Origin of the sequence: Carboxylicivirga caseinilyticus (assembly GCF_050589785.1) — a bacterium.
Taxonomy (GTDB): Bacteria; Bacteroidota; Bacteroidia; order Bacteroidales; family Marinilabiliaceae; genus Carboxylicivirga; species Carboxylicivirga caseinilyticus.
Genome location: NZ_JBNGOX010000021.1, coordinates 37,148 through 61,317, shown reverse-complemented (window position 1 = coordinate 61,317; position 24,170 = coordinate 37,148). Strand labels below are relative to the sequence as shown.

Genomic DNA, 24,170 nt, shown 5'->3' with positions numbered 1-24,170 from the left:
ATGAGCGAGAAAACACCTGCCTCTGAGTTAAAGATGAGGATGGAATCGTTTTGCCGGTTGATGAATGAGCAAAACCCGGATTGGCAAATGGCTATGATATTCAGTAAAGTAAACTTACTGTATTTTACGGGTTCAATGTCAGAAGGTATGTTGGTGGTTGAGCGCGATAAAAGTGCTGTTTACTGGGTACGCCGAAGCTATGAACGAGCAATGGAAGAATCGGCCTTTGAAGACATTCGTCCGATGAGTAGCTACCGTGATGCAGCTGAAGTATATATGCAAAAGCCATCTGTTGTGTATCTTGAGAGTGAGTTTGTTCCTTTAGCTATGTTTAACCGTATTCAAAAGCATTTTTTGTTTGAGACGTTTAAAGGGTTGGATTTTCAGTTGTCGATGACACGTGCTGTAAAAAGTGCATGGGAACTAAGTTTTATGGAGCAGGCCGGAAGAATACATCAGCACGTTTTAGAAGAGAAAGTACCTGCAATATTGCGCGAAGGAATGACAGAAGCTGATTTGGCAGCCGAACTATATGAAGTTGCGGTGAAGGAGGGGCATCAGGGAACAGCTCGATTTGCTATGCACGATACTGATCTTGTTGTTGCCCAATTAGGATTTGGAACCAGTTCATTAATGCCAACTAACTTTGATGGTCCGGGTGGTAACAGAGGTTTGAATGCTGCTGTTCCAAGCTTGGGTAGCCGTCATCGTAAACTAAAGAAAGGTGATTTGGTATTTGTAGACATGGGAGTCGGAGTTAACGGCTATCATTCTGATAAAACAGTTACCTATATGTTTGGTAATTCACTACCTGATGAGGTAATCAAAATTCATATGCAATGTGTTGAAATTCAAAATAGGATTGCAGCCATGTTAACACCCGGCAATTCTGGTGAAATGGTTTATGAAACCATAATGGATAGTTTATCGCCTGATTTCCAAAAGAATTTCATGGGGTTTGGAAATCGTAAAGTTAAGTTTTTGGGACATGGTATAGGAATAACAATGGACGAGGCTCCTGTTTTGGCTAAGGGATTTAAGATGCCTTTTGAAGAGAACATGGTATTCGCTGTAGAACCTAAAAAAGGTATTGAAGGAGTAGGAATGGTAGGTATCGAAAATACGTTTGTGGTAACTCCTCAAGGTGGACGATGTATTTCCGGAAATAATCCGGGAATGATATTAGTCGATTAACAGAAGACGGCCGAAAATAATTACAAGCAGGAAATGTATTAGTTTCCTGCTTTTTTGTACCATTTATTTTATATTTTATTGACTAACTCGCATTCTGATTTAAATATATAATCCAATGAAAAAGTCAGCTATTATAAATATCCTTTTTGTAGCCAGTTTATTTACAGTTCATCTGAATGCAACCAATTATTATATAGATTCTAAAGGAGGGGCTGATTCGAATACTGGCATTTCCATTACTAAACCCTGGAGAAGTATGAAAAATCTGCTCCAATTAAAATTGGTTGCTGGTGATTCGGTTTTTTTTAAGAAAGGAAGCGTGTTTAATGAACCTCTGAAATTAGAATTAGAGGGAGAAAAAGATCAACCAATTTACGTTGGTACATATGGAGATAATAGCTTGCCAAGACCCGTAATAAATGGCCTGGGGCAAGAGCAATATGGCTTGTTGCTAGAGAATCCTGCTTATTGTGAGATTTACGATTTGGAAATAACCAATACTGGAAAAGAAAGGGAGGTAAATAGATTTGGAGTTTATATCAAGGCTCGGAATAGTGGTGTTCGTCATTCTGTGAAAATTGAGAACCTTCTGGTGCGCGACGTTAATGGAAGTCTGGTAAAACAAAAAGGGGCCGGTGGTGGCATTTATTGGGAGAATTCTGGTGACAGTATCAATACATGTTTTGATGGATTAGTTATTAAGGATTGTCATATTTTGAATTGTGGTAGAAATGGAATTTATTCAGGTGGATATGCCGGTCGTGATAATTGGTTTCCCAGTTTAAATGTACATATTGTTGGTAATCTTATAGAAGGTGTGCCGGGCGATGGGATAGTGCCAATTGGTTGCGATGGAGCATTGATTGAGTACAATATAATGCGTGATTGTCCTGATATTTTATCATACGAAGAAGCTGCGGCCGGAATCTGGCCATGGAGTTGTGATAATACCATTATTCAATACAACGAGGTTAGTGGTCATAATGCCAAGTGGGACGGACAGGGATTTGATGCCGATTACAATTGCCATGGTACAATCATTCAATACAATTACAGTCACGATAATGCCGGAGGGTTTTTACTGATTTGTAATGATGGTTATTCGTTGGGAAAAAACTGGAACAAAGGTACCACCGGAACCATTATTCGTTACAACATAAGCGTAAATGATGGACTTCGAAAGTATCCAACCAAACAGGCAGGTTGGTTTACTCCAACAATCCACATAACCGGTCCGGTCGAGAATACTGAGATTAGTAATAATCTGATAGTAGTAAATAATAGAGAGGTTGATACTACCGATTATCGAATCATTAAAATGGGTGATTGGGGTAATAAATGGCCTGTAAAAACAAATATTCAAAATAATATATTCCAAACTCAGGATGGAGTGGTAGGAATCTTTGAAATGGGTGGAGATCAGGAAACCATATTCTCTGATAATTTTTTGTCAGGCAATTTTAAGGATAAAGCTGAAACAACCACTAAAGTGAATAAAAAGGATATTCAAAAAGTTTTAGATCAGGATACTGTTGAAGAGAAGATTACAGCATTGAAGAAACTATTTAATAAAGAGTAGGATTAATGTATACTACATTATTATATTAATAAGAGAAATTGTATTTTTAGTGAGGCTTAACCTTTTTTTAATTATGCTTCATGAAGAAAATAACTCTGATTATTGGTTTTGTATTTACTTTTATTCCATCAATATATTGTCAGAATACTTTCTTCAATCAGCTGGCTGATTCAGCTTTTGTGTTAACCCACCAGCATGTGGTTTATGATCCATCCTATTTTAGCATATCCTATCCAGGTGGAGATGTTCCAGCCGACAAAGGTGTTTGTACCGATGTTATTATTCGGGCGTATCGAATGTTTGATATTGATCTGCAGAAAGAGGTTCATGAGGATATGAAAGCTTATTTTAATTTATATCCTAAAAATTGGGGATTAACATCTACCGATAAAAATATCGATCATCGAAGGGTGCCCAATCTGATAAAATATTTTGAAAGGCATGGTACTGCTCTTTCAAAATCACAAAATCCGGAGGATTATCATCCAGGAGATATTGTTTGCTGGAATTTAGGTGGCAATGTTACTCATATTGGTATCGTATCCAATATTAAATCAACTAATCAGAGACGATATCAGATAATTCATAATATTGGAGCAGGTCAGGTATTGGAAGATTGTTTGTTTAGATATACAATAATTGGTCATTATCAATTTCAAAAATAACCCTACTGATATGTATTTTAAAGATGTTGTTCAATCAATAAAACCGGGTGTTTTAGAATGGGAAGTTCGTTTGATGAGTTTAAATCATGATTTATTGGTGGATAGAAGAAACAGCCAGAATAGAACGATCAAAGAAATAGTTGGTCATATGTATGATTCTGCATCGAATAACACTCACCGCATCATTCATTTGCAATATCAGCCAAGCCCATTTCAATTTCCATGTTATGCAAGTAATGGAAATAATGACAGATGGATTGCCATTCAAAACTATCTGGATGAAGATTGGAATAATCTGGTACAAACATGGAAATATGGACATCTGCATTTTCTGCATGTAGTGGCCCAGATTGATATAGCAAAACTGAATAACCAGTGGGATTCTGGAAATGGAATGGTCTCATTAAAGGAAATGGTGGAGGATTTTCCTCGGCATTTCTATTTACATCTGAAAGAAATCCAAGAACTGATTGATCGCTGTTAATGATGATGGTTATGCGAATGTTCGCTTTTTTCCATATCCAATAACGAAGCTCCAGAATCCTTTAATAATCCAACAGACCATTTAATTATAACAACCGAACTGATTAATGCAGCTATGGTATCAATAAATGGTATATCCCAAAGCATTGCAGCAGTTAATCCAATAATGGCAGACAGGCTTGTTAAAGCATCTGCAATTACATGCATATATGCTGCGCGTATATTATGGTCTGAATGTTCATGATCGTGATGCAATAAAAAGACACTCGCAATATTTACAACTAAACCGATAATCGCTACTAAGATTGCTTCCTTATATACTATTTCTTGAGGATTATAAAGACGTTCAATAGCTTCAACCATTATAACAACGGCAAAAATCAATAGCATTAAGCCACTGCTGTAGCCCGAAAGGGATAAGATTTTATCGGAATTGCCGGTAAATGATTTGCTTTTCGAAACTTTTCGAACAAATACATAAGCCAGCCAGCTAAGACCTATTGCCAGAACATGAGATCCCATATGAATTCCGTCAGCCAACAGCGCCATAGATTTGGTTGTTAAACCAAAAAATATCTCCACAGCCATTGTTACAGCTGTTAGCAATACTACCCAAAAAGTTTTTCTTTCGTGTTTATGTTCGTGCATATTTCCAATTCTTGGCTGGTTAGCTAACAAAGCTAGCCACTTATTGGTTTTGTTCAAATACCAATAAATAGGGGTTTTGTGTCAGAAAGTATATCTGTCTTTTAACATTTCGGTATTACATAACGGTAGTTTCTTACAAGAATGTAAGAATTGGAATGATTATATTTTGTTTAATCTTCAGTTTTTCAGATCGATAATGTTAATGGCATTGTATTTATTAGTGGTAAGATATGAAGTCACCATTTACAATTAGTTCTAATGTTGAGATCTATAAGTTTGATCAACTTTTCATCAATCAGAAAAGAATAGATTTATTGTGTTTGGTAAGAGACAAAGGATCTATAAATGCTGCCTCTAAACAAATGAAAATGTCTTATCAACAAGCCTGGCATTTTATCAAAGAAATGAATGAGCTATCTCCTTTACCGTTGGTGGTTCGTCAGCGTGGAGGGAGTAATGGAGGAGGAGCTGAAGTAACCAAGTTTGGTAATAAAATTATTGCACGGTTTGAAATGATTAAGGATGAGATCAACACTTGTAAACAAAAATTAAATGAAAAAATGGCTGATACTTTTTTTAGGTAGCGTTATTCATAAAAATGTATAAAGAATTTTTTTTAAACGTCGTTATTCAGATAAATGAATAATGATTTTTTTAATCCTCGTTATTCGGTGTTGTGAATAACGAAAACAGAATCTAACAAAATACTATAAAACCAGATGGATGAAGAAGATTAAATTTTTCTCAGTACTAGTTCTGGGATTGGCCTGCAACCTGTTGATAGGAGCGGTACATGCCCAATCCGAAGAAAAGGATATTTCAGTGTGGTTAAAACCTAACATGGATAAGGCCTTTAAACCAATTGTTTCGATTGAAACGTGGGCTACTTATAGTTCACAGGAGAAAGATGAGGATCATGAATATGCGAATCGAAATGATACTCAGATACGCAGATTTCGTGCAGGGGCCCAGGGACAACCCTATTGGTTTTTAGGATACAGTTTTCAACTTCAGCTCGATCGTTTGGGGCAGGATGGTTACTCTTCAACCAAAGGATCCTACGGAGGTATTGATGTGTGGAATGCCTATATTACTGCCAAATTATTAAAAAACAGTGATCTGTTAAACGTTCATGCTGGATATTTCTGGGCAGCCACCAGTCGACAATTTAATACATCACCCTGGGCTGTAAGTGGATTTGATAAAACCAGAGCTTGTTGGTATTTGCGCTCTTTTTCTACGGGAAAAGGCAATGGTATTGAAAGTGGTATCGGATTAGGAGGATTTAAAAACTGGAATGGATTCGGAATAAATTACAGGATAGGTGTGTATGAGCCCAAAGCTTTCGAAAACCCTGATTATGCGAGTCAACTTTTAACAGGACGTTTAATGTTTTCGTTTGGTGAACCCGAACAAACCAAATACAATTATATGTTATCTGGTAATCAGTGGAGAAATCGTAAAGGAGTTTCGGTTGCTGTTGGTGGTTCAAACCAAAATAATGGTTACCTGAATGAGTCTCTGTATTTCAATCAGACAAAGACTTATGGAGGTGATGTTGCGATTGACTATGTTGGATTGCATATAGATGGAGAGTATTATAAAATGAGCAGGACAGCAGATGGGTATGATGATTTTAAAGGTACAGAGGGCCATCTTTGTGTTTCCTACAATCTGATTATTGGCAATAAATATCTTGAGCCAACAATAACTTACGATTATTATGAAGGGGAAGGTCCAAAAGAGTTATTTAAACAAATTGGAAATGATGAAACATGGGACCTTGGAGTGAACTGGTACTTAAATAAAGACAAGTTAAAAATGTCTGCCCATTATATACTGCAGAGTGGATCGGCTGCCAGTCGGGTTGGAGATTATGCCGGTTTGGCTCTTCAATTCAGATTATAGTTAAAGTTGTAATAAATAAATAATCAGATTAAGTTTAAAATAATAAAGAATGATCATGAAATATATGTCAAAGGTTGTATTGTTTCTTTTTGTATTAGTTTACTTAAGTTCATGTGGAGGAAGCAACGGAAAGAGTCAAAACGAAGCACAAGGTGAAGTAATGGTTTTTGCAGCTGCCAGTTTAACTGATGTTCTTTCTGAGATTGTAACATTGTATCAAAAAGAAAATGCTGTTAAAATAAAACTAAATCTGGCATCCAGCGGCACATTGGCAAGACAGATAGAACAAGGTGGAGAAGCAGATATCTTTCTGTCGGCCAGTAAGTCGTGGGCTGATTATGTTGATAGTTTGGGTTTTATCAAACAAAAATTAAGAACTGATATTGCGGCAAATGAATTGGTCTTAATTGTACCTCTTAATTCTCAGTTAGATAGTTTAAACATAAATAACGAAACTGATTTTGTTTCATTGCTGGGACAGAGTCGTTTATCCATTGGTGATCCCTCGCATGTTCCGGCAGGCAGGTATGCCAAACAATCTCTTGATTATCTTAATGTTTATAATGGTTTGAAGGATAAGTTACTTCCTTCTAAAGATGTCAGGTCTGCTCTGATGATGGTGGAACTTGGAGAGGCACCTTTGGGTATTGTTTATCGCACTGATGCAATGAAATCAAAAAAAGTTAAAATTGCAGGTACTTTTCCTGAAGAAACACATAAACCCATTGTTTATGTTGCCGGTGTTTGTAATGCAAAACTAGCAGCAATTGATTTTTATGAATTTTTGAATTCAGATGAGACATTGATGATCTGGCAAAAGTTTGGATTCAAAAAATAGAAAATTAGCCGGTTTGATAATGGTCAAACCGGCTGATTTTTTATGCTTGATTATTGTCTTTTACAAAATCTTTGGGCAGAGCTCCGAATTGCTTTTTAAAACATTTTGAGAAATACGATGGACTGTTGAAGCCCACCAGGTAACATACCTCATTAATTCGATACTCACCACTTGTAATTAAATTAGCCGCTTTTTTCAAACGATAGACACGTACATAATCATTTGGTGTCATGTCGGTTAAACCTTTGATCTTCCTTTGCAGGTTCGAGCGGCTCATCGATAAGGTTGAGGCTATACTTTCAATGTTATACTCAGGATCTGTAAGGTGAAGTTCTATGTCCTGATTTAGTTTTTCAATAAATTCTTCGTCTTTCTTATTGGTTGCAATACTTCCGTATGGAATAAAAGGCGATTGGGCAAACTTTTCTATTAATCGCGCACGGTTAGCCAATAAACTTTTAATCTGAGCTTTCAAAAACTCTATGGAAAAAGGTTTTTCAATATAACTTTCGGCTCCCAGATCCAGACCATCAACTTTAGTATCGAGATTGGTTCGGGCAGAAAGAATAATAATGGGTATGTGGCTGTATTGTTGATTTGATCTTATTTTTTCAACCAACTCTAATCCACCAACTTCTGGCATTACAATATCACTAACAATTAAATCAATGGCATTTTCTTCAATGATATCCAGTGCTATTTTGCCATTTAATGCAGTTAAAACATTGAATTCGCTCTTTAGATTGTTTTTGAGAAATTTCAACAGATCCTCATTATCCTCAACTACCATAATAGTTTGTTGTGATCTGCTTCCAAAGTCAATCATAGCTGCACTCTGTTTTACTTCTTTCTCATCAATGGCTTTTTCTGGTTCCTTGAAGTCATTAGAAGGCAAGGATAGTTGGGTATTTAGTTCAACAATAAAGGTGCAGCCATTTTTTGAATTGCTTTCAATATATATCTTCCCTTTATGTCGTTCAACTAATTGTTTTGATAAAGCTAAACCGATACCAGTACCAAATTTTCTATCATCTTTAATATCCTTGTCAATCTGATAGAAAGGTTCAAATACTTTTTCTCTGTATTGTTCATCAATGCCGGGTCCATCATCCGAAACTTTTACACGCACTTTATTCTGAACGTGGTTTGTTTCAAGTTCAACAGTGATTAAAGAGTTAGTAAATTTAAGGGCGTTGGTAATCAGGTTACTTATAATTTTCGTAATTCCATCTTTATCTGCATCAATGGTAATTGTTTTATCAGGTATATGGGAGGATAATTGAATGTTTCTTTTTTTTGCAGCGGGTGTAAATCGATAACATGTGTCTGTAATTAATTGATTCAGATCTACTTTAGAGACTTCAATAGAATAGGTGTCTTTTTCAATCTTCCGGAAATCAAGCAATTGATTAACAAGGTTGATAAGTCTTTCAGTGTTTTTGTTAATAACGGAAAGGTTTTCCTTTGTTTCGGCACTACCTTCTTTCGAAGCCAGAATACTGTCAAGAGGTGCACGAATCAGGCTAACAGGCGTACGTATTTCATGTGCAATATTGGTAAAGAAATTGATTTTTGATGTGTAAATCTCCTTCTCTTTTTCATTTTGAAATTCTTCCAGTTTAATTCTTTGTCGTAGTCGAACAATGTTCAGATAATATCTGAAAATAGAATAAGTCACACCCATTATTAGCAGGAAATACATAAAATAGGCGGTTTTGGTTTTCCACCAGGGAGGAAGAATAATAACACTTAAGAAGTCTTCTTTGGGATTCCATTTTTCATTGTTATTCGAACCTTTTACCCTGAAAGTATATTCTCCCGGAGCAAGATTTATGTATGATACCTGACGTTGGTTTCCTATTTCTACCCATCTGGTGTTAAGATTCTCCATAAAATAGGCATACTGATTTTTTTCCTGAGCCTGGAAACTTAAACTCACGAAACTAATTCTGAAAGAAGCCTGATCATGATTGAGAACTATTTTCTTTCGGATATTAAAATCGGTATTAAAGGCTGAATCAGCTTTAAGCGGTTGATCTACTTCCAAAAGTTCGAAATTGGTGATATGAACCGGCGGGATATAACTGTTGTCTTTGATTTGATCAGGATAAAATGCATTAAAACCATTAATGCCGCCAAAATAAAATTTTCCGTCAGAAGCTTTAAAACTGGAACGGTAGTTAAACTGGTTGCTTTGTAATCCATCTTCCTGAGTAAGGGTTGATATTTCCAGTGTTACCGGATTGATTTTAGAAATACCCTTATTGGTGCTTGCCCATATATTACCATATTTATCGTCGAGTATTCCATAAACAACATCGTTGGGTAGATTTTTACTCCGGTTGATGGTGGTAAAGTCTTGCGTATCGTAGTTGTATTTGCTTAATCCACCTCCTTCACTGGCAAACCATAAACGATGTTTTTCGTCTTCGTAAATGTCTATTATTTTGTTGTGACAAAGTGAATTGGGATTGCCGTGTTCATGAACAAAATGTGTCCAGCTCTGGTTTTGCCTGTTGTATCGGTAAATGCCTTCTCCATAACAACCAATCCAAAGGTTACCCATATAATCTTCGATAATATCGTAAACAAAGCCTCTTACCTGCTTTATTCTTTCGAAGTTGTTTTTATCACTATTGAATTTACTTAATCCAAATGGTGTACCCACATACAGGTCATTGTTCGAACTTTTAAATAGTGAAAAAACACAGTTATCATCAATGGTAGCTGAGTCGGTTGAGCTGTACTGATAGTTATTGAAAGTTTGCTTTTCGAGATTAAGCACATCCAAACCTCGGGAAAAAGTTCCGATCCAAAGCTTATCCCTATAAAAGGTAAGAGCATGAAGATTATGGTAGCTTAGAAACTTGCCTTTTTCGCCCGAGAGGTAGGTTTTAAAACTTTTGTTTTTAGTGTCAAAAAAGTTTAAGCCTCCATCTTCTGTGGCAATCCATAGATTTCCATTTTCATCTTCTAAAAACTGACTGACCGCCTTTCCCGACAGGGAGTTGCTTTTATAACTTGGGTAATAATGTTCAATAATGGTACTATTAGCCGACATATAATTAACTCCACCAAAATAAGTTCCGATCCAGATTCCGCCTTCTTTATCTTTATAAAATGAATACACATTCTGATCACTTAGGCTGTTAGGATCACGTTGGTCATCCAATCGCTGATATTCTTCGGTTGATTTGTTTAGCAAATAGAGGCCGTCATCCGACCCAATAAGTAGTTCATTCTTACGATACTCAAGAATGCTTCTGATATGAGTGACATAGTTTTTGTCTGACTTTCCGAAATAATGTTTAAATGTGTTGGTTGATTTATTGTACTTAACAAGACCTCCGGACCAGGTTCCAAGCCAGATTATTCCATCGGAATCTTCATAAATAGAAAGTATCTCAGGGTCATCAATATATTCAGGATTTTCACGTGACCCATATGTCACAAAACTGTTTGTTTCCTTATAATATCTGCTTAGTCCGTTACGAGTGCCAATCCAAACAGTGTTAGACGCATCTTTATAAATGCGCCAAATAAGATTAGAGTGTAAGGTAGAGGAATCGCTACCTTTAAGGTATTGATTTAATTTACCTGCTTGAATATCATAAACGAATACACCTTGAGTTGCGGTTCCAATCCATATTGTGTTTTTGTCTTCTGCAACGATAGAGGTGATGGTACTATTAATATTTGTGCCATTTTCAGTTTTTATATCAAACAGACTAAATGTTTCGGTTTGAGTATTTAATATATAAAGGCGTTGATCAGTTCCAACCCAAATATTACCCTCATTATCCTGATAAAGAGATCTAATAAAATTATTGCCAAGGGAATTAGGATTTAAAGGATCGTTTTTAAATACTTTAAATTCATAACCATTGTATTTATTAAGTCCATCTTTGGTTCCAAACCACATAAAGCCTTGTCTGTCCTGAAGAATGCACTGGACAGAATTTTCTGATAGTCCGTTATTTACCTGGTATTTTCTGAATGTCATCTTGTGAGCATCAGCAAAAGCAGAAACAGCTGAATATACAAGCCAAAAAAACAGTAGATACCTTTTATTAATAATTGGAATTTTCATGAAAATACTAATTCGTTGCATTCAAAATAATGTAACAATAAGGTATAAAATACCTGAATTAAATGAAAAATATTGGTCATAAAATGAAACAGAATAGGCTTAAATATTTCGTTTTTAAGACATTTTAAGGTTTGACCGGAAAATTGTATTGTTTGGTTAAAACATAGCAGGCCATTCTCTTTATTGAAGCTTCCTTTGAATCGTGGGAGAGTATTGTTCCCCGATTTAAAAAACGTGTTTTAAATAAACTCAAATTCATTAATTATGAAAAAAATCTTTTTTCTATTGCTACTTATGGTACCGATTGGGTTATTGGCCCAGACGGTGACAGTGGCAGGGAAGATTGAAGACTCTATGGGAGATCCTGTTCCCGGAGTCTCAATTCTATTAAAAGGATCTACCAGTAATGGTACCATCTCAGATATTGATGGTAATTATTCATTACAAGGTATTCCTAGTGATGGTGTTTTGGTTTTCTCTTTTATAGGGATGGAAACTGTTGAAGAAAATGTTGCAGGTCGAACATCGATTAGTGTCGTAATGCAGGAATCCAGCATTGGATTGAACGAAGTAATCGCAGTTGGTTATGGTACTCAGAAGAAGGGGTCATTAACTGGTGCAATTTCAAGTGTGGGTGCAAAGGATTTAGAGGCAGTTCCTGCTGCCACTGTAAGTTCTGCGTTAGCCGGTAAAATTGCTGGGGTTAGTTTCCGTATGCCTGATGGCCGTCCGGGAGCTTCAGCTACTATTTCTATTCGTAACATGGGAGAACCTCTTTATGTTATCGATGGTATTCAAAAGGATGCCGGTCAGTTCAATAACATATCTCCAAACGATATTGAAAGTATTACTGTTTTGAAAGATGCTTCTGCTGCTATTTATGGTGTGCGTGCTGCCAATGGAGTTATTGTAGTAACAACAAAAAGCGGTAAAAAAGGTGAGAGCAATACTATTAACGTTAATGCTTACTATGGCTGGCAAAACTGGTCTCGTTTTCCAAAAACAACCAATGCATATGAATGGCAATTAGGTAAGGTTGAAGCTGATATTAATGATGGAAGGTCTGTAAATAATGTACTTAGCCCTGAAGAGTTGGCTAAGTGGAAGGCAGGAACTGAACCTGGTTATCAAAGTTTTGATTGGTATGATTTTATTATTCAACCGAATGCTCCTCAAAATTCAGTTAATGTTAGTACTTCAGGTGGTTCTGATAAGATTGATTACTATTTGTCTTATACAAAACTTCATCAGAATTCGGTTTTAGGACGTGAATTTACCTTTAATCGTCAGAATATTCAATCGAATGTAAATGCTCAAATTGCCAAGAGATTAAAAGTTGGGGCAAACATCAATGGACGTATTGAAACTCGTGATAATCCAGGTGTTCCTGGAGGTGATGATTATTGGGCACCTCGTTTTGCTTTATTCCGCAATACTCCAATGGATCGTCCTTATGCCAATGATAACCCAATGTACATTAATAATATTGGCCATAACGATACCAATTGGGCTTTGTTGAATAAAAAGGATTCAGGATACTGGACTGAAGACTGGCGTGTAATGCAATTAAATTTTACTGGCGAATATGAATTTCCGGTAAAAGGTTTGACAGCCAAAGGTATGTATTCATACTATTATGCTGATCGTGTTATGAATGGTCATGAGTATACTTATGAGGCTTACTCTTATTATCCTGATCGTCCTGAAGGAGAACAATATGATGTGACCTTCAGTATGCAAAACCCATGGAGAGAGCGTGGAACTCATAAAAATATTGAACAGGTATATCAAGGACAGTTAAATTATATTCGTGATTTTGGTAAGCATAATGTAGCAGCAACTTTTGTGGCTGAGCGTATTGAGCGCAGAGAATTGGATATTTGGGTACATGCTGTTCCAAAGACAAATGCATTGCCGCTGTTATATTTTGCTGATATGGATACATACAATGATTCTGACTGGGAGTCTGCTCGTATTGGATATGTAGGTCGTGCAAATTATAACTATGCCAATAAGTACTATGTTGAGGTGGCAGGTCGCCGCGATGCATCATGGAAGTTTGCTGATAATAAACGTTGGGGATTCTTCCCTTCTGCATCAGTTGGATGGAGAATTACAGAAGAGAATTTTGCGAAAAATCTGATTGGCGATTCTTCTCTTGATATTAAACTGCGTGCTTCTTATGGTGAGTTAGGAGATGATAATGTTGGTATTGGTGCATTTGACTATATGACAGGTTATAATTATAATTCTGTAACTACGGTTATGGATGGTACTGTTGTAGCAGGTTCTCGTGATAAAGGTGTGCCTATTACTAATATTAGCTGGTATACTTCTAAGATTTCAGATATTGGTGTTGATTTCTCTTTGATGAACAGTCGATTAAATGGTACAGTTGATTATTTCTATCGAAAACGTGATGGATTAAAAGGACTAAAGTATGATGTTTTGACGCCTGCTGAAATCGGTTACACTTTACCTCAAGAGAATGTTAATAGTGATGCAACCATGGGAGCTGAAATCTCATTATCATACGATGGTAAAGCAGGTGATCTTAAATATTCAGTTGGTGGAAATATCTCATATGCTAGAAATAGATTCCTTGAATCATACAAACCTCGTTGGGGTAACTCATGGGAGCATTACAGATCATCTGGTGAAGATCGTTGGACAGGCACTTTCTGGGGTTATGAGGCTATTGGTCAGTTTCAGTCAATGGATGAAATTAACAACTATACGGTTGATATTGACGGACAAGGAAACACTAGTTTACTTCCAGGAGATATTATCTACAAGGATGTCAATGGCGATGGACTTATTGATGGTCGTGATGAACGCCCAATTGGTTATGCAAGAGATCAAAACCCAATACTAAATTATGGATTTAACTTATTGTTAACCTATAAAGGATTTGACTTCAGAGCTGATTTCTCAGGAGGAGCCATGTATTCATATAACAGAAACTGGGAAATGCGTTGGCCATATCAGAATGAAGGCGCATTATTGTCTGACTTCTACAATGACAGATGGCATCGTGCAGATCCATACGATATCAATAGTGAATGGATTGCAGGTAAATATCCGGCATTACGCTATAACAAAGGTGGTCATAGTAACTACAATAAGCAATCTACTTTCTGGTTAACAAATGTTCGCTACCTAAGACTTCGTACAATGGAATTAGGATATACTCTTCCTAAAGATTTAGTTACTAAAGTAGGTGTACAAAATCTGAGAGTATATGTAAGTACTTATAACCTATTCTCATTGGATAACTTGAAGGATGTTGGTGTTGAACCGGAAGTGATGGATCCGAATGGTTTACAATATCCACAAAACAGTATGGTGAATGTTGGTGTGAATCTAACATTATAAAAAATGGAAAAAATGAAAAAATTTATATTAATCGCTCTCATCATTCTGGCTGTAATGCCTGGCTGTAATGATGAAGAATTCCTGGATAGAGAACCAACAAGTCTTTTGTTGGATGAGCAGCTATGGCAGGACGAAAGCCTTGTGTTTAGTCTTGTATCTGATTTGTACTGGAGAATTAACGATTACCAATCGGTAAAATCGTGGTGGGAATATACCAATTTTGATGAAGCTTTTGCCTCAAATGCTGGTGATTACTGGAGACACCGTGACCTTTGGGACTATGGTTATGATTGGTGGAGACTTTGGGATTATGGTTATATGCGCGAGCTTAACTTATTCATCCAGAAATGCGAGGCTGCTGATGAAACGGTAATTACTTCAAAAGCACGTTTCCTTGCTGAAGGTCGTTTTATCAGAGCTACTTTGTATTTCGAGATGGTAAAGCGAATGGGTGGTGTACCTCTTATTCTGGAACCATTAACATATGACTTTAGTGGCGATCCAAGTTATTTACAGTACCCTCGTGCAAAAGAACATGAAGTTTATGACTTCATTCTTTCAGAGTTAGATGATATTAAGGCAGATTTACCAAATGATGTTAATGTTAAATCCAGAGCTACTCAAGGACTGGTATTAGCGATGAAATCAAGAGTTGCATTATATGCTGCTTCAATTGCTAAGTATGGTGCCAATACTCCGGAAGTTACATTGCCAGATGGAGAAGTAGGTATCTCATCATCAATGGCCAATGCTTATTATCAAACAGCTTTTGATGCAGCTGAAGAATTAATCGGAACAGGACCTTATAGTTTGTATAACAAGAAAGAAAATCTTTCTGAAAATTTTGCAAGATTATTTCAGGATAAATCGAATAATCCTGAGGTTATTTTTGCAAAGGATTATGTACAAAGTATGAACAATGAAGAATCTAACCCTTGGACATTGGTGAATCAACCATGGGGAGAAGCTGAAGATTTGGAAGGTGGACGATTGAATCCATCATTAAACCTGGCACAGCTTTTCGAAAAAGTGGATAATACTTACGAACCATTTCAAACTAACGCTGAGGATGGAGACTGGATTTATTACGATGATCCAATGGATATCTTCAAGGACAGAGATGCTCGTTTAGCTGGAACGATTATGTTGCCTGGGTCAACTTTTAAAGGTAAACCAGTTGATATATGGGCCGGATTTATGTTGGCTGACGGTTCAGTTATTTCATCTGATAAATTTGGTGATACAGGAAGTTTGCCAGGTAAGGATGTAGATGAACAAGTAGTTGGTAAAGATGGACCAATAGACGGACTTGAGTGGGGAGCCCAAACAGGGTTCTATGTTCGCAAATTTATGGATGAAGCTACCGGATCAGGTCAGCGTGGTGTGAAAAGTGATGTCTGGTGGGTGCGTTACCGATTGGCAGAAGTTTATTTAAATGCTGCAGAAGCTGCTTTTGAATTAGGACATCCGGATGTGGCTGCTACTTATATGAATACAGTTCGTACTCGTGCCGGTTTAACAATTCCTTTAGATCAAAGTGATATCTCATTTGATCGTATAGTTAATGAACGTAAGGTTGAGTTAGCATTTGAAGGTCATGAATTATGGGATATGAAACGTTGGCGTTTAGCACACCAGGTTTGGAACGGTGAAGCAGTAGATTTATCAACCAATATTGGTGTAGCTGATGAAATTCAAACCCGTGTATTTGGTTTATGGCCATACAAATATTACGATGAGAACGGAAGCGAAAACAATTACAAGTATGTATTCAAAGTGGTTAAACCATCCAACGTAATTGCTTCTCATCGATTCAGAATGGGTAATTATTATTCAAGCATTAGTGATGGTGTGATAAATAGTAACCCATTGATTGTAAGAAACCCAAATCATAACTAATTAAGAGTGATGAACATGAAAAAGATATTATTTTATATACCGCTTATCTTCTCATTGATATTTATGTCATGTGAGAAAGATAACTATGATGCACCAAGTGCCCGTTTATACGGTAAGCTAGTGTATCAGGGCGAAGCTATTCATGTAGAAGCACATGAAGTAACGTTTCAGCTTTGGGAACCCGGATGGCAATTGTCCAATTCAATTCAGGTTGATGTAAATCAGGATGGTGAATACTCAGCTATGCTATTCCCTTCAACTTATAAGTTAATTATTCCTTCACATCAGGGACCATTCAGAAACATTACCAATACCGAAACACAATCGGATACTATTATTGTGAATTTGGGTGGTAATAAGGAAATGGATATTGAAGTAGAGCCTTATTACATGATTCGTAATGCTCAGTTCTCTCAGAGTGGAGGTACTGTATCAGCAAGTTTTGGTTTGGAACAAATCATTACTGATGAAGATGCCAAGAGTATCGAAAGAGTTAATCTATATATCAATACAACTCAGTTCGTTGATGTTCAATCAAAAATTAATTCTGCAGAAGTTGCTGGTGGTGATATAGCTGATTTATCTTCTGTTACAATGAGTGTAACTGTACCGGAAACCCGCATAGATCAAAGTTATGTTTACGCTCGTGTTGGCGTAAAAATGGCAGGTGTTGAAGATATGATCTTCACAGCTGTTCAGAAAATTGATTTGTAATCTATTTATCTCAGGGCTGGTTGAAAATTGTATCAATCAGCCCTCTTTTTAAGACTTCTTCAAGATGAACAAACTCTCATTATTTCTATCCTTTTCTTTTCTGGTGGCAATGTTTTTAACATCTTGTCAAAAGGAAGTGAAAACCTTTGTTTCTTCAGATATAAGCCAGCTAAGAGCACCATCTTATCCATTGGTTACAATTGATCCATATACCAGTGCATGGTCAAATAATGATCTTTTGTATGGAGATGCAGTGAGACATTGGACCGGTAAAGTTCACAGTTTAATTGGTGCAATTCGCGTAGATGGTGAGGTATTTCGTTTTCTGGGAAAAGAAGAAATACCTATGAAAGCTGTATTGCCAATGGCTGAATATGGAGCATGGAAAGGGCAATATACATTTGAAGAGCCAAATGAAGGTTGGAAAGATGTAGTGTTTGATGATAGTGCATGGAAAACCGGAGAAGGTGCATTTGGTACACCTAATATGCCTGAACTACATACCTTGTGGGAAACACAGGATATCTGGGTTCGACGTAATTTTACAATATCAGAATTGAGTGATGATAAGGTTTACCTCGTTTATTCACACGATGATATTTTTGAATTGTATCTGAATGGCCATCAATTGGTAGAAACAGGCTATTCATGGAAGAATAATGTAAAAATAGAACTAGACAGAAGTCTTTTAAATAAAGACGGAGAAAATGTGATTGCTGTCCATTGTCATAACAGAGTGGGTGGAGGTTATGTTGATTTCGGAATTTTTCAGGATAATACAGAGACTGAAATATTTTCAAAAACAGCTGTTCAAACAGCAGCTACTATGTCGGCTACACAAACCCAATATGCGTTTGAATGTGGTCCGATTCAATTAAATGTGCAATTTGTGGCACCTCTTATACCTGATGATTTGGATCTTTTATCCCGACCAATCAATTACATTAATTATCAGGTTAAATCTTTGGATGGAAAAAATCACTACGTTCAGATATATTTTGAAACAACTCCTCAATGGGCTGTAAATGGCCTTGCTCAGGAAGTGAATGTGGAACTGGGTGATACCAAAAATATAAAATTTATACAGGCAGGAACTGTCGAGCAGAATGTATTGGGTAAAAAAGGTGATGATATTCGTATCGATTGGGGATATCAATATCTGGCGGCTCCCAATAACAAAGGATATTTAACAAGCATCAACGACTATTTTAACAGCAAAAAAGATTTTGCCAATAATGGAGAAGTTCATTCAGGAGATATAAATAATCCTGTTAATATGACTCAGGTAATGCCTGCTATGGGACTTTCTCATGATTTGGGTAATGTTTCAGCTGAAATATCTACCGGCTATGTTATGATAGGTTATGATGATGTGGAAGCAATACAATATTTTGGTGAAAACCTGATGGCTCTATGGAAACATGGTAAAACATCAACGATCACACAAGCATTTGATGCAGCGGTATCAGATTATGAAAAAGTGATGAAAAAATGTCTGATGGTTGACAGACAAATAATGCAGGATGCGTTAAGTACAGGTGGCAAAAACTATGCAGATCTGTGTATTCTTGCATTTCGTCAATCTATTGCTGCACATAAACTGGTTAAAGATAATCAGGACAATTTATTATTCTTATCGAAAGAAAATTTCAGTAACGGATCCATCGGAACTGTTGATGTAACCTATCCATCGGCTCCGTTATATTTAAAATATAATCCCGAACTTCTAAAAGGGATGCTAAATCCAATCTTTTATTATTCCGAAAGTGGAAAATGGGCCAAGCCTTTTGCTGCGCACGATGTAGGTACATATCCGTTAGCAAATGGACAAACATACGGAGGTGATATGCCGGTTGAAGAATGTGGTAATATGTTAATTCTTACGGCAGCTATTGCACATGTTGAAGGAAACGCAGATTATGCCCAGCAACATTGGGATGTGTTAACTACCTGGGCAAATTATTTAAAAGAGAATGGGTTGGATCCAGAAAATCAGTTGTGTACAGATGATTTTGCAGGTCATTTTGCTCACAATACCAACTTGTCAATAAAGGCCATTATGGGAATTGCCGGTTATGGCACTTTGGCCAATACTTTGGGTAAGACTGATATTGCTGATGAGTACCTTACAGAAGCCAGAAGAATGGCTGATGAATGGATTGCAATGGCCGATGATGGTGATCATTTTAGGTTGACTTTCGATAAACCTGGCACCTGGAGTCAGAAGTATAATCTGGTATGGGATAAGTTACTTGACTTCTGTATTTTTAGTCAGGATGTGGCTGAAAAGGAAATAGACTATTATCTGCAGAAACAAAATACCTATGGTTTGCCTCTGGATAACAGGGAAACATACACGAAGTCTGATTGGATTGTCTGGACTGCAACCTTATCAAACGATCAGAAGAAGTTTGAGATATTGATAGATCCTTTACATAAATTTTTAGAGGAAACACCTGACAGAGTTCCAATGACGGACTGGTACCAAACTAATACGGGGGAAAAAGTTGGTTTTCAGGCCAGATCTGTGGTTGGCGGTTATTTCATTAAAATGCTTGAGTAAACCTTTCTGGTTCTGATACTAATCTTGGGGGAGTATCAGAACCTGTTTTTACCCTAAAATTCAGTTTATGAAAACAATACTCTTAAAATCATTTATACTGATTATCTCAGTAATCGTAGTGGCTTGTTCTGCAACGGACTTAAAAGAAGTGAGCAGTGTAAATCAATTGCCTTTGAATGGAGATAATAACTTTTATTGGGGGAACAAAGCTCCACTTCAAAAGGCTCATTTGATAAAACTTCCATTGGGTAGTATCAAACCGGAAGGTTGGATTTTAAAGCTTCTTGAATTACAAAAAGATGGATTGTGTGGACAGTTAGGTGAGATTAGTGCCTGGCTCGAAAAAGATAATAATGCCTGGTTGGCAGAAGGAGGTGATCATGGTTGGGAAGAGGTTCCATACTGGTTAAGAGGTTATGCCGATATGGCCTTCATTTTTGAAGATAAAGCCATGATGGAAGAAAGTATGCTTTGGATTGAAGCGATTCTTGACAGTCAGAAGGAAAATGGATGGTTTGGACCGGAAGTACGATCTGGACAGACAGGTCACATTGATTACTGGCCAAACATGATTGTGCTATTCACGCTTCAGCACTATTACGAGTATAGTGGAGATAACAGGGTTCTCGATTTTATGAAATCCTATTTTAAATATGAGTCAAATTTGACGGACGAAGAATTTTTGTCTAGTTATTGGGAGAATAGCCGGGGTGGTGACAATTTATACAGTGTTTACTGGTTGTACAATATAACACAGGAGGACTGGCTTCTGGAGCTAGCTCATAAAATTCATAAAAACACTGCCGACTGGACGCAAAAGTCCAGTTTGCCTAACTGGCACAATGTAAATATTGCACAATGTTTCAGAGAGCCTGCCACTTATTTTATGCAAACAGGTGATTCATCACATTTAGCTGCCAGTTATAACGATTATGACTTAATAAGAAGAACTTTTGGTCAGGTGCCGGGAGGTATGTTTGGATCTGATGAAAATGCCCGAATGGGTTATATCGATCCTCGCCAGGGAACCGAAACATGCGGTTTTGCAGAGCAAATGACATCTGATGGAATATTGATTGCTATTACAGGTGATACTTTCTGGGCAGATAACTGTGAAGATGTATTGTTTAACAGTTTCACTGCTGCTTTCACAACTGATATGAAAAGTCTGCGCTATATCACCTGTCCGAATGGTGTAACAGCCGATGGGTTAAATCATGCTCCGGGAATTGCCAATGCCGGTCCTTTCCTGGCAATGAATCCTTTCAGTAGTCGTTGTTGTCAGCATAATCATGGACATGCACTTCCTTATTACCTGCAGAATCTGGTGATGGCAACCAATGATAATGGACTGGCGGCTGTTATGTATAATTCGTGTGTAACCAAGGCAAAAGTGGGAAGTGGAGTAGAGGTTGAGGTGCATCAGGAAACCAATTATCCTTTTGAGGAAGAAATTGAATTTACAATCAATACAGAAAAACAAGTTTCATTTCCTTTTTATTTGAGAATACCTGGCTGGTGCTCAAATGCTAAAGTGATGATTAACGGTGTGGAATCCAATGTAACAGGGCAATCAGGTTCATACTTTAAGTTAGAACGAAACTGGAAGTCGGGAGATAAAGTTGTTTTAACACTGCCACGTGAAATAAAAATACGTCAATGGCAGGTTAATCAGAACAGTGTTTCGGTTGATTATGGTGCTTTGACATTTTCGTTAAAGATAGATGAGGATTATAAAGAATTGAACAGCATTGAGACGGCTATTTATGATTCAAAATGGCAAAAAGATGCAGATCCTGAGAAATGGCCATCCTATGAAATTAGTCCTTCATCACCCTGGAATTATGGTCTAAGATTGAATATGTCTAATCCATCGCATAGTTTTCGGGTAGTTGAAAAGGATTGGCCAATAGATAATTATCCTTTCTCGCCTGAGGGTGTGCCCATAAAACTGATTGCTAAAGGAGCTCAGATTCCTTCATGGAAGATAGATCAGTTTGGTCTGGCAGATGTACTGCCAAAATATCCTGCCAAATCAAACGGAAAATTAGAAGAAATTGAATTAATACCTATGGGAGCGGCTCGTTTGCGCATCTCAGCATTTCCAGTAGTGACAGATATCGAATAGAAATAATATAGAAAACAACTTGAATCAAAGAAACCGAATATGAAAAGTCGATTTAAAAATAAGCTAAGTGTATTTTTGACCGGGACCTTGCTTTTAACCGGTTCGATGGCTGAAGCACAGCAGAATAATTTGAAAGCGTGGTTACAATTAAAATCACCGGGAAACAAGGCTACTACTCATACATTGGAAATTAATACAAAGGCTGATAAGCTGGAATACCAAAGTTTTGATAAGCTACCTGTAAGTATAAGTGGTACCATTATAAAAGAAGGTGCAGACGACAAATATGTAATCAGCATTAAGGCAAATGAAGATGTCTATTTTAATTTTAAGCAAAGTGTTGCAGCAGGCGAATCAAACCACGATGATTGCCTGTTTTTAATGCCGGGATTCTGGTATCGTCGCAACCTTCGCTCACCAAAAGAAGCTCCATCTTTCCATTCAAGTGATTCATGGTTGGTTCGCGAAGATCGATTGAGTACACCTTTAACAGGTGCTTTCAATGAGAAAACAGGAGAGTTTTATACTGTTTTGCGAGCTAATGAAATAAACAAAGCCGCTTACACAGCAGTTCATGAGGGAGAAGTAATACTTTCAGAACCTAGTTCTATCGGTTTTACAGGTTTTGAAAACAGAGATGGTAAAACCTGGATTTCATATGGCTTTCCTTTTCAGGAAGCACCAAAAACATATATCCGTAAATTAAATTTGGCTCCTTCTGTTGTTGCATTCGAAAAACTTGAAAAAGGTCAGGAGAAAATACTTACCTGGACATTCCACAAAGGACAGGCTGATGGTTTTTCTGATTTCGTGGCAAAAGTATGGGAGTATTCATATGATTCGTATCAACCACAACCCGTAAAACTGGATTATTCATTTGATAAGGTAAAAGAGGTTCTGTCAAACTTTTTTGTGGAAAGTTATACCTCAAACCATGACTTAAAATACTATTCGGGAATTCATCTTTTAACACATGAGTGTTATAATAATGGCGGTGCCGAGGTTGGATTTATCGGCCGTGTTTTACTAAACGCTTATTTTGCATTGGAATATGCTGAACAAACAGGAAATGAGAAAATAAAAAATGATGCCAATAGCATTTTTGATAGTTACCTGAAGAATGGTTTTACTGAAACGGGGTTCTTCCGTGAATTTATCCATTACGATCACAACGATGAACCTAATGTTTACAGCATTCGTCGTCAGTCAGAAGGTATTTATGCCATCATGCATTATTTAAAGTATGAGCAGGAAAAAGGTCGTAAGCATCCGCAGTGGGAAGATCGTATGCATAAGATCTTAAGTAACTTTTTAGCGATACAAAATGAGGATGGAAGTTTTCCACGCAAGTTCGATAAAAACAGTAAAATTATTGATGCCAGTGGAGGTAGTACACCGTCAGCAACATTGCCATTGGTAATGGCATCAAAATATTTTAAAGATAAAACCTATTTGGCAAGTGCCAAAAAAACAGGTGCCTATCTTGAGAGTGAAATCATTTCAAAATCAGATTATTTCTCTTCTACTTTAGATGCCAATTGTGAAGATAAAGAAGCATCGTTATATGCATCAACAGCCATGTATTATTTGGCTCTGACAACAAAAGGAAAGGAAAGCAAACATTATACAGACCTGGCAAAGAAAGCAGCTTATTTTGCTTTGTCGTGGTATTATACATGGGATGTACCATTTGCTCAGGGACAAATGTTAGGAGACATAGGTCTGAAGTCAAGGGGCTGGGGAAATGTATCGGTTGAGAACAACCACATTGATGTATTTATTTTTGAATTAGCCGATGTTCTTACCTGGTTGGATCAAACAACAAACGAACCTCGATTTACCGCTTTTGCTGAGGTAATCAAAACAAGCATGATGCAATTGTTACCATTTGAAGGTCATATGTGTGGTATTGAGCGTGTGGGTTATTATCCTGAAGTTGTGCAGCACACTAACTGGGATTATGGTAGAAACGGGAAAGGTTTTTATAACAATTATTTTGCTCCGGGCTGGACTGTTGCTTCGTTATGGGAGTTGTTAAGTACTGGTAGTGCACAAAAATTTATGAGCAAATAATTGAGTAATATTG

15 protein-coding genes are annotated in these 24,170 nt (G+C 37.0%); 13 read left to right on the top strand and 2 right to left on the bottom strand.

The window, feature by feature from the left end:
* The 4 genes from ACRD62_RS12110 to ACRD62_RS12095 all read left to right on the top strand — a co-directional run bounded on the left by ACRD62_RS12110 (position 1) and on the right by ACRD62_RS12095 (position 3,922).
* Positions 1 to 1,194 (top strand): M24 family metallopeptidase, encoded by a 1,194-nt coding sequence (locus tag ACRD62_RS12110; protein WP_430820377.1) that lies wholly within the window; start codon positions 1 to 3, stop codon positions 1,192 to 1,194.
* A gap of 115 nt (positions 1,195 to 1,309) precedes the next feature.
* Entirely contained in the window at positions 1,310 to 2,773 is a 1,464-nt protein-coding gene (locus ACRD62_RS12105) for a right-handed parallel beta-helix repeat-containing protein (protein ID WP_430820376.1), read from the top strand.
* An 80-nt stretch (positions 2,774 to 2,853) separates the two neighbouring features.
* Positions 2,854 to 3,438, top strand: a complete 585-nt coding sequence (locus ACRD62_RS12100; protein ID WP_430820375.1) for a DUF1287 domain-containing protein — start codon at positions 2,854 to 2,856, stop codon at positions 3,436 to 3,438.
* 10 nt (positions 3,439 to 3,448) lie between these two features.
* On the top strand, positions 3,449 to 3,922 hold the full coding sequence (locus tag ACRD62_RS12095; RefSeq protein ID WP_430820374.1) for a hypothetical protein: 474 nt from the start codon (positions 3,449 to 3,451) through the stop codon (positions 3,920 to 3,922).
* On the opposite strand, the gene ACRD62_RS12090 is transcribed toward ACRD62_RS12095, so the two are convergent.
* A complete protein-coding gene (locus ACRD62_RS12090; RefSeq protein WP_430820373.1) occupies positions 3,919 to 4,569 on the bottom strand; it encodes a cation diffusion facilitator family transporter in 651 nt (216 codons plus the stop codon). The genes ACRD62_RS12095 and ACRD62_RS12090 overlap by 4 nt on opposite strands.
* Before the next feature lie 230 nt (positions 4,570 to 4,799).
* On the opposite strand from ACRD62_RS12090, the gene ACRD62_RS12085 reads away from it, so the two are divergent.
* The 3 genes from ACRD62_RS12085 (at position 4,800) to modA (ending at position 7,315) form a co-directional block, all read left to right on the top strand.
* On the top strand, positions 4,800 to 5,153 hold the full coding sequence (locus ACRD62_RS12085) for a winged helix-turn-helix domain-containing protein (protein ID WP_430820372.1): 354 nt from the start codon (positions 4,800 to 4,802) through the stop codon (positions 5,151 to 5,153).
* 139 nt (positions 5,154 to 5,292) lie between these two features.
* Entirely contained in the window at positions 5,293 to 6,477 is a 1,185-nt protein-coding gene (locus ACRD62_RS12080; protein WP_430820371.1) for a porin family protein, read from the top strand.
* A gap of 49 nt (positions 6,478 to 6,526) precedes the next feature.
* Positions 6,527 to 7,315: a molybdate ABC transporter substrate-binding protein gene (modA, locus tag ACRD62_RS12075; protein ID WP_430820370.1), complete on the top strand. Its 789-nt coding sequence runs from the start codon at positions 6,527 to 6,529 to the stop codon at positions 7,313 to 7,315.
* A gap of 40 nt (positions 7,316 to 7,355) precedes the next feature.
* On the opposite strand, the gene ACRD62_RS12070 is transcribed toward modA, so the two are convergent.
* Positions 7,356 to 11,405, bottom strand: a complete 4,050-nt coding sequence (locus tag ACRD62_RS12070; RefSeq protein WP_430820369.1) for a hybrid sensor histidine kinase/response regulator transcription factor — start codon at positions 11,403 to 11,405, stop codon at positions 7,356 to 7,358.
* 264 nt (positions 11,406 to 11,669) lie between these two features.
* Between ACRD62_RS12070 and ACRD62_RS12065 the strand changes: the two genes are divergently transcribed.
* The 6 genes from ACRD62_RS12065 (at position 11,670) to ACRD62_RS12040 (ending at position 24,157) form a co-directional block, all read left to right on the top strand.
* On the top strand, positions 11,670 to 14,780 hold the full coding sequence (locus ACRD62_RS12065) for a SusC/RagA family TonB-linked outer membrane protein (RefSeq protein WP_430820368.1): 3,111 nt from the start codon (positions 11,670 to 11,672) through the stop codon (positions 14,778 to 14,780).
* A 12-nt stretch (positions 14,781 to 14,792) separates the two neighbouring features.
* Positions 14,793 to 16,679: a RagB/SusD family nutrient uptake outer membrane protein gene (locus ACRD62_RS12060; protein WP_430820367.1), complete on the top strand. Its 1,887-nt coding sequence runs from the start codon at positions 14,793 to 14,795 to the stop codon at positions 16,677 to 16,679.
* Positions 16,680 to 16,694: 15 nt separating this feature from the next.
* Positions 16,695 to 17,393 carry a DUF3823 domain-containing protein gene (locus ACRD62_RS12055; RefSeq protein WP_430820366.1) on the top strand — a complete coding sequence of 233 codons (699 nt, stop codon included), beginning with the start codon at positions 16,695 to 16,697 and terminating at the stop codon, positions 17,391 to 17,393.
* A 64-nt stretch (positions 17,394 to 17,457) separates the two neighbouring features.
* Positions 17,458 to 19,956 (top strand): glutaminase family protein, encoded by a 2,499-nt coding sequence (locus tag ACRD62_RS12050; RefSeq protein ID WP_430820365.1) that lies wholly within the window; start codon positions 17,458 to 17,460, stop codon positions 19,954 to 19,956.
* Positions 19,957 to 20,023: 67 nt separating this feature from the next.
* Positions 20,024 to 22,084, top strand: coding sequence for a beta-L-arabinofuranosidase domain-containing protein (locus tag ACRD62_RS12045; RefSeq protein WP_430820364.1), 2,061 nt, complete (start codon positions 20,024 to 20,026; stop codon positions 22,082 to 22,084).
* A 39-nt stretch (positions 22,085 to 22,123) separates the two neighbouring features.
* Positions 22,124 to 24,157 carry a hypothetical protein gene (locus ACRD62_RS12040; protein WP_430820363.1) on the top strand — a complete coding sequence of 678 codons (2,034 nt, stop codon included), beginning with the start codon at positions 22,124 to 22,126 and terminating at the stop codon, positions 24,155 to 24,157.
* The last annotated feature ends 13 nt before the right edge of the window (positions 24,158 to 24,170 follow it).

Bases quoted from the DNA above. Each gene is read 5' to 3' on its own strand.
- ACRD62_RS12110 (WP_430820377.1), top strand. From the start codon at position 1: ATGAGCGAGAAAACACCTGCCTCTGAGTTAAAGATGAGGATGGAATCG.
- ACRD62_RS12105 (WP_430820376.1), top strand. From the start codon at position 1,310: ATGAAAAAGTCAGCTATTATAAATATCCTTTTTGTAGCCAGTTTATTT.
- ACRD62_RS12100 (WP_430820375.1), top strand. From the start codon at position 2,854: ATGAAGAAAATAACTCTGATTATTGGTTTTGTATTTACTTTTATTCCA.
- ACRD62_RS12095 (WP_430820374.1), top strand. From the start codon at position 3,449: ATGTATTTTAAAGATGTTGTTCAATCAATAAAACCGGGTGTTTTAGAA.
- ACRD62_RS12090 (WP_430820373.1), bottom strand. From the start codon at position 4,569: ATGCACGAACATAAACACGAAAGAAAAACTTTTTGGGTAGTATTGCTA.
- ACRD62_RS12085 (WP_430820372.1), top strand. From the start codon at position 4,800: ATGAAGTCACCATTTACAATTAGTTCTAATGTTGAGATCTATAAGTTT.
- ACRD62_RS12080 (WP_430820371.1), top strand. From the start codon at position 5,293: ATGAAGAAGATTAAATTTTTCTCAGTACTAGTTCTGGGATTGGCCTGC.
- modA (WP_430820370.1), top strand. From the start codon at position 6,527: ATGATCATGAAATATATGTCAAAGGTTGTATTGTTTCTTTTTGTATTA.
- ACRD62_RS12070 (WP_430820369.1), bottom strand. From the start codon at position 11,405: ATGAAAATTCCAATTATTAATAAAAGGTATCTACTGTTTTTTTGGCTT.
- ACRD62_RS12065 (WP_430820368.1), top strand. From the start codon at position 11,670: ATGAAAAAAATCTTTTTTCTATTGCTACTTATGGTACCGATTGGGTTA.
- ACRD62_RS12060 (WP_430820367.1), top strand. From the start codon at position 14,793: ATGAAAAAATTTATATTAATCGCTCTCATCATTCTGGCTGTAATGCCT.
- ACRD62_RS12055 (WP_430820366.1), top strand. From the start codon at position 16,695: ATGAAAAAGATATTATTTTATATACCGCTTATCTTCTCATTGATATTT.
- ACRD62_RS12050 (WP_430820365.1), top strand. From the start codon at position 17,458: ATGAACAAACTCTCATTATTTCTATCCTTTTCTTTTCTGGTGGCAATG.
- ACRD62_RS12045 (WP_430820364.1), top strand. From the start codon at position 20,024: ATGAAAACAATACTCTTAAAATCATTTATACTGATTATCTCAGTAATC.
- ACRD62_RS12040 (WP_430820363.1), top strand. From the start codon at position 22,124: ATGAAAAGTCGATTTAAAAATAAGCTAAGTGTATTTTTGACCGGGACC.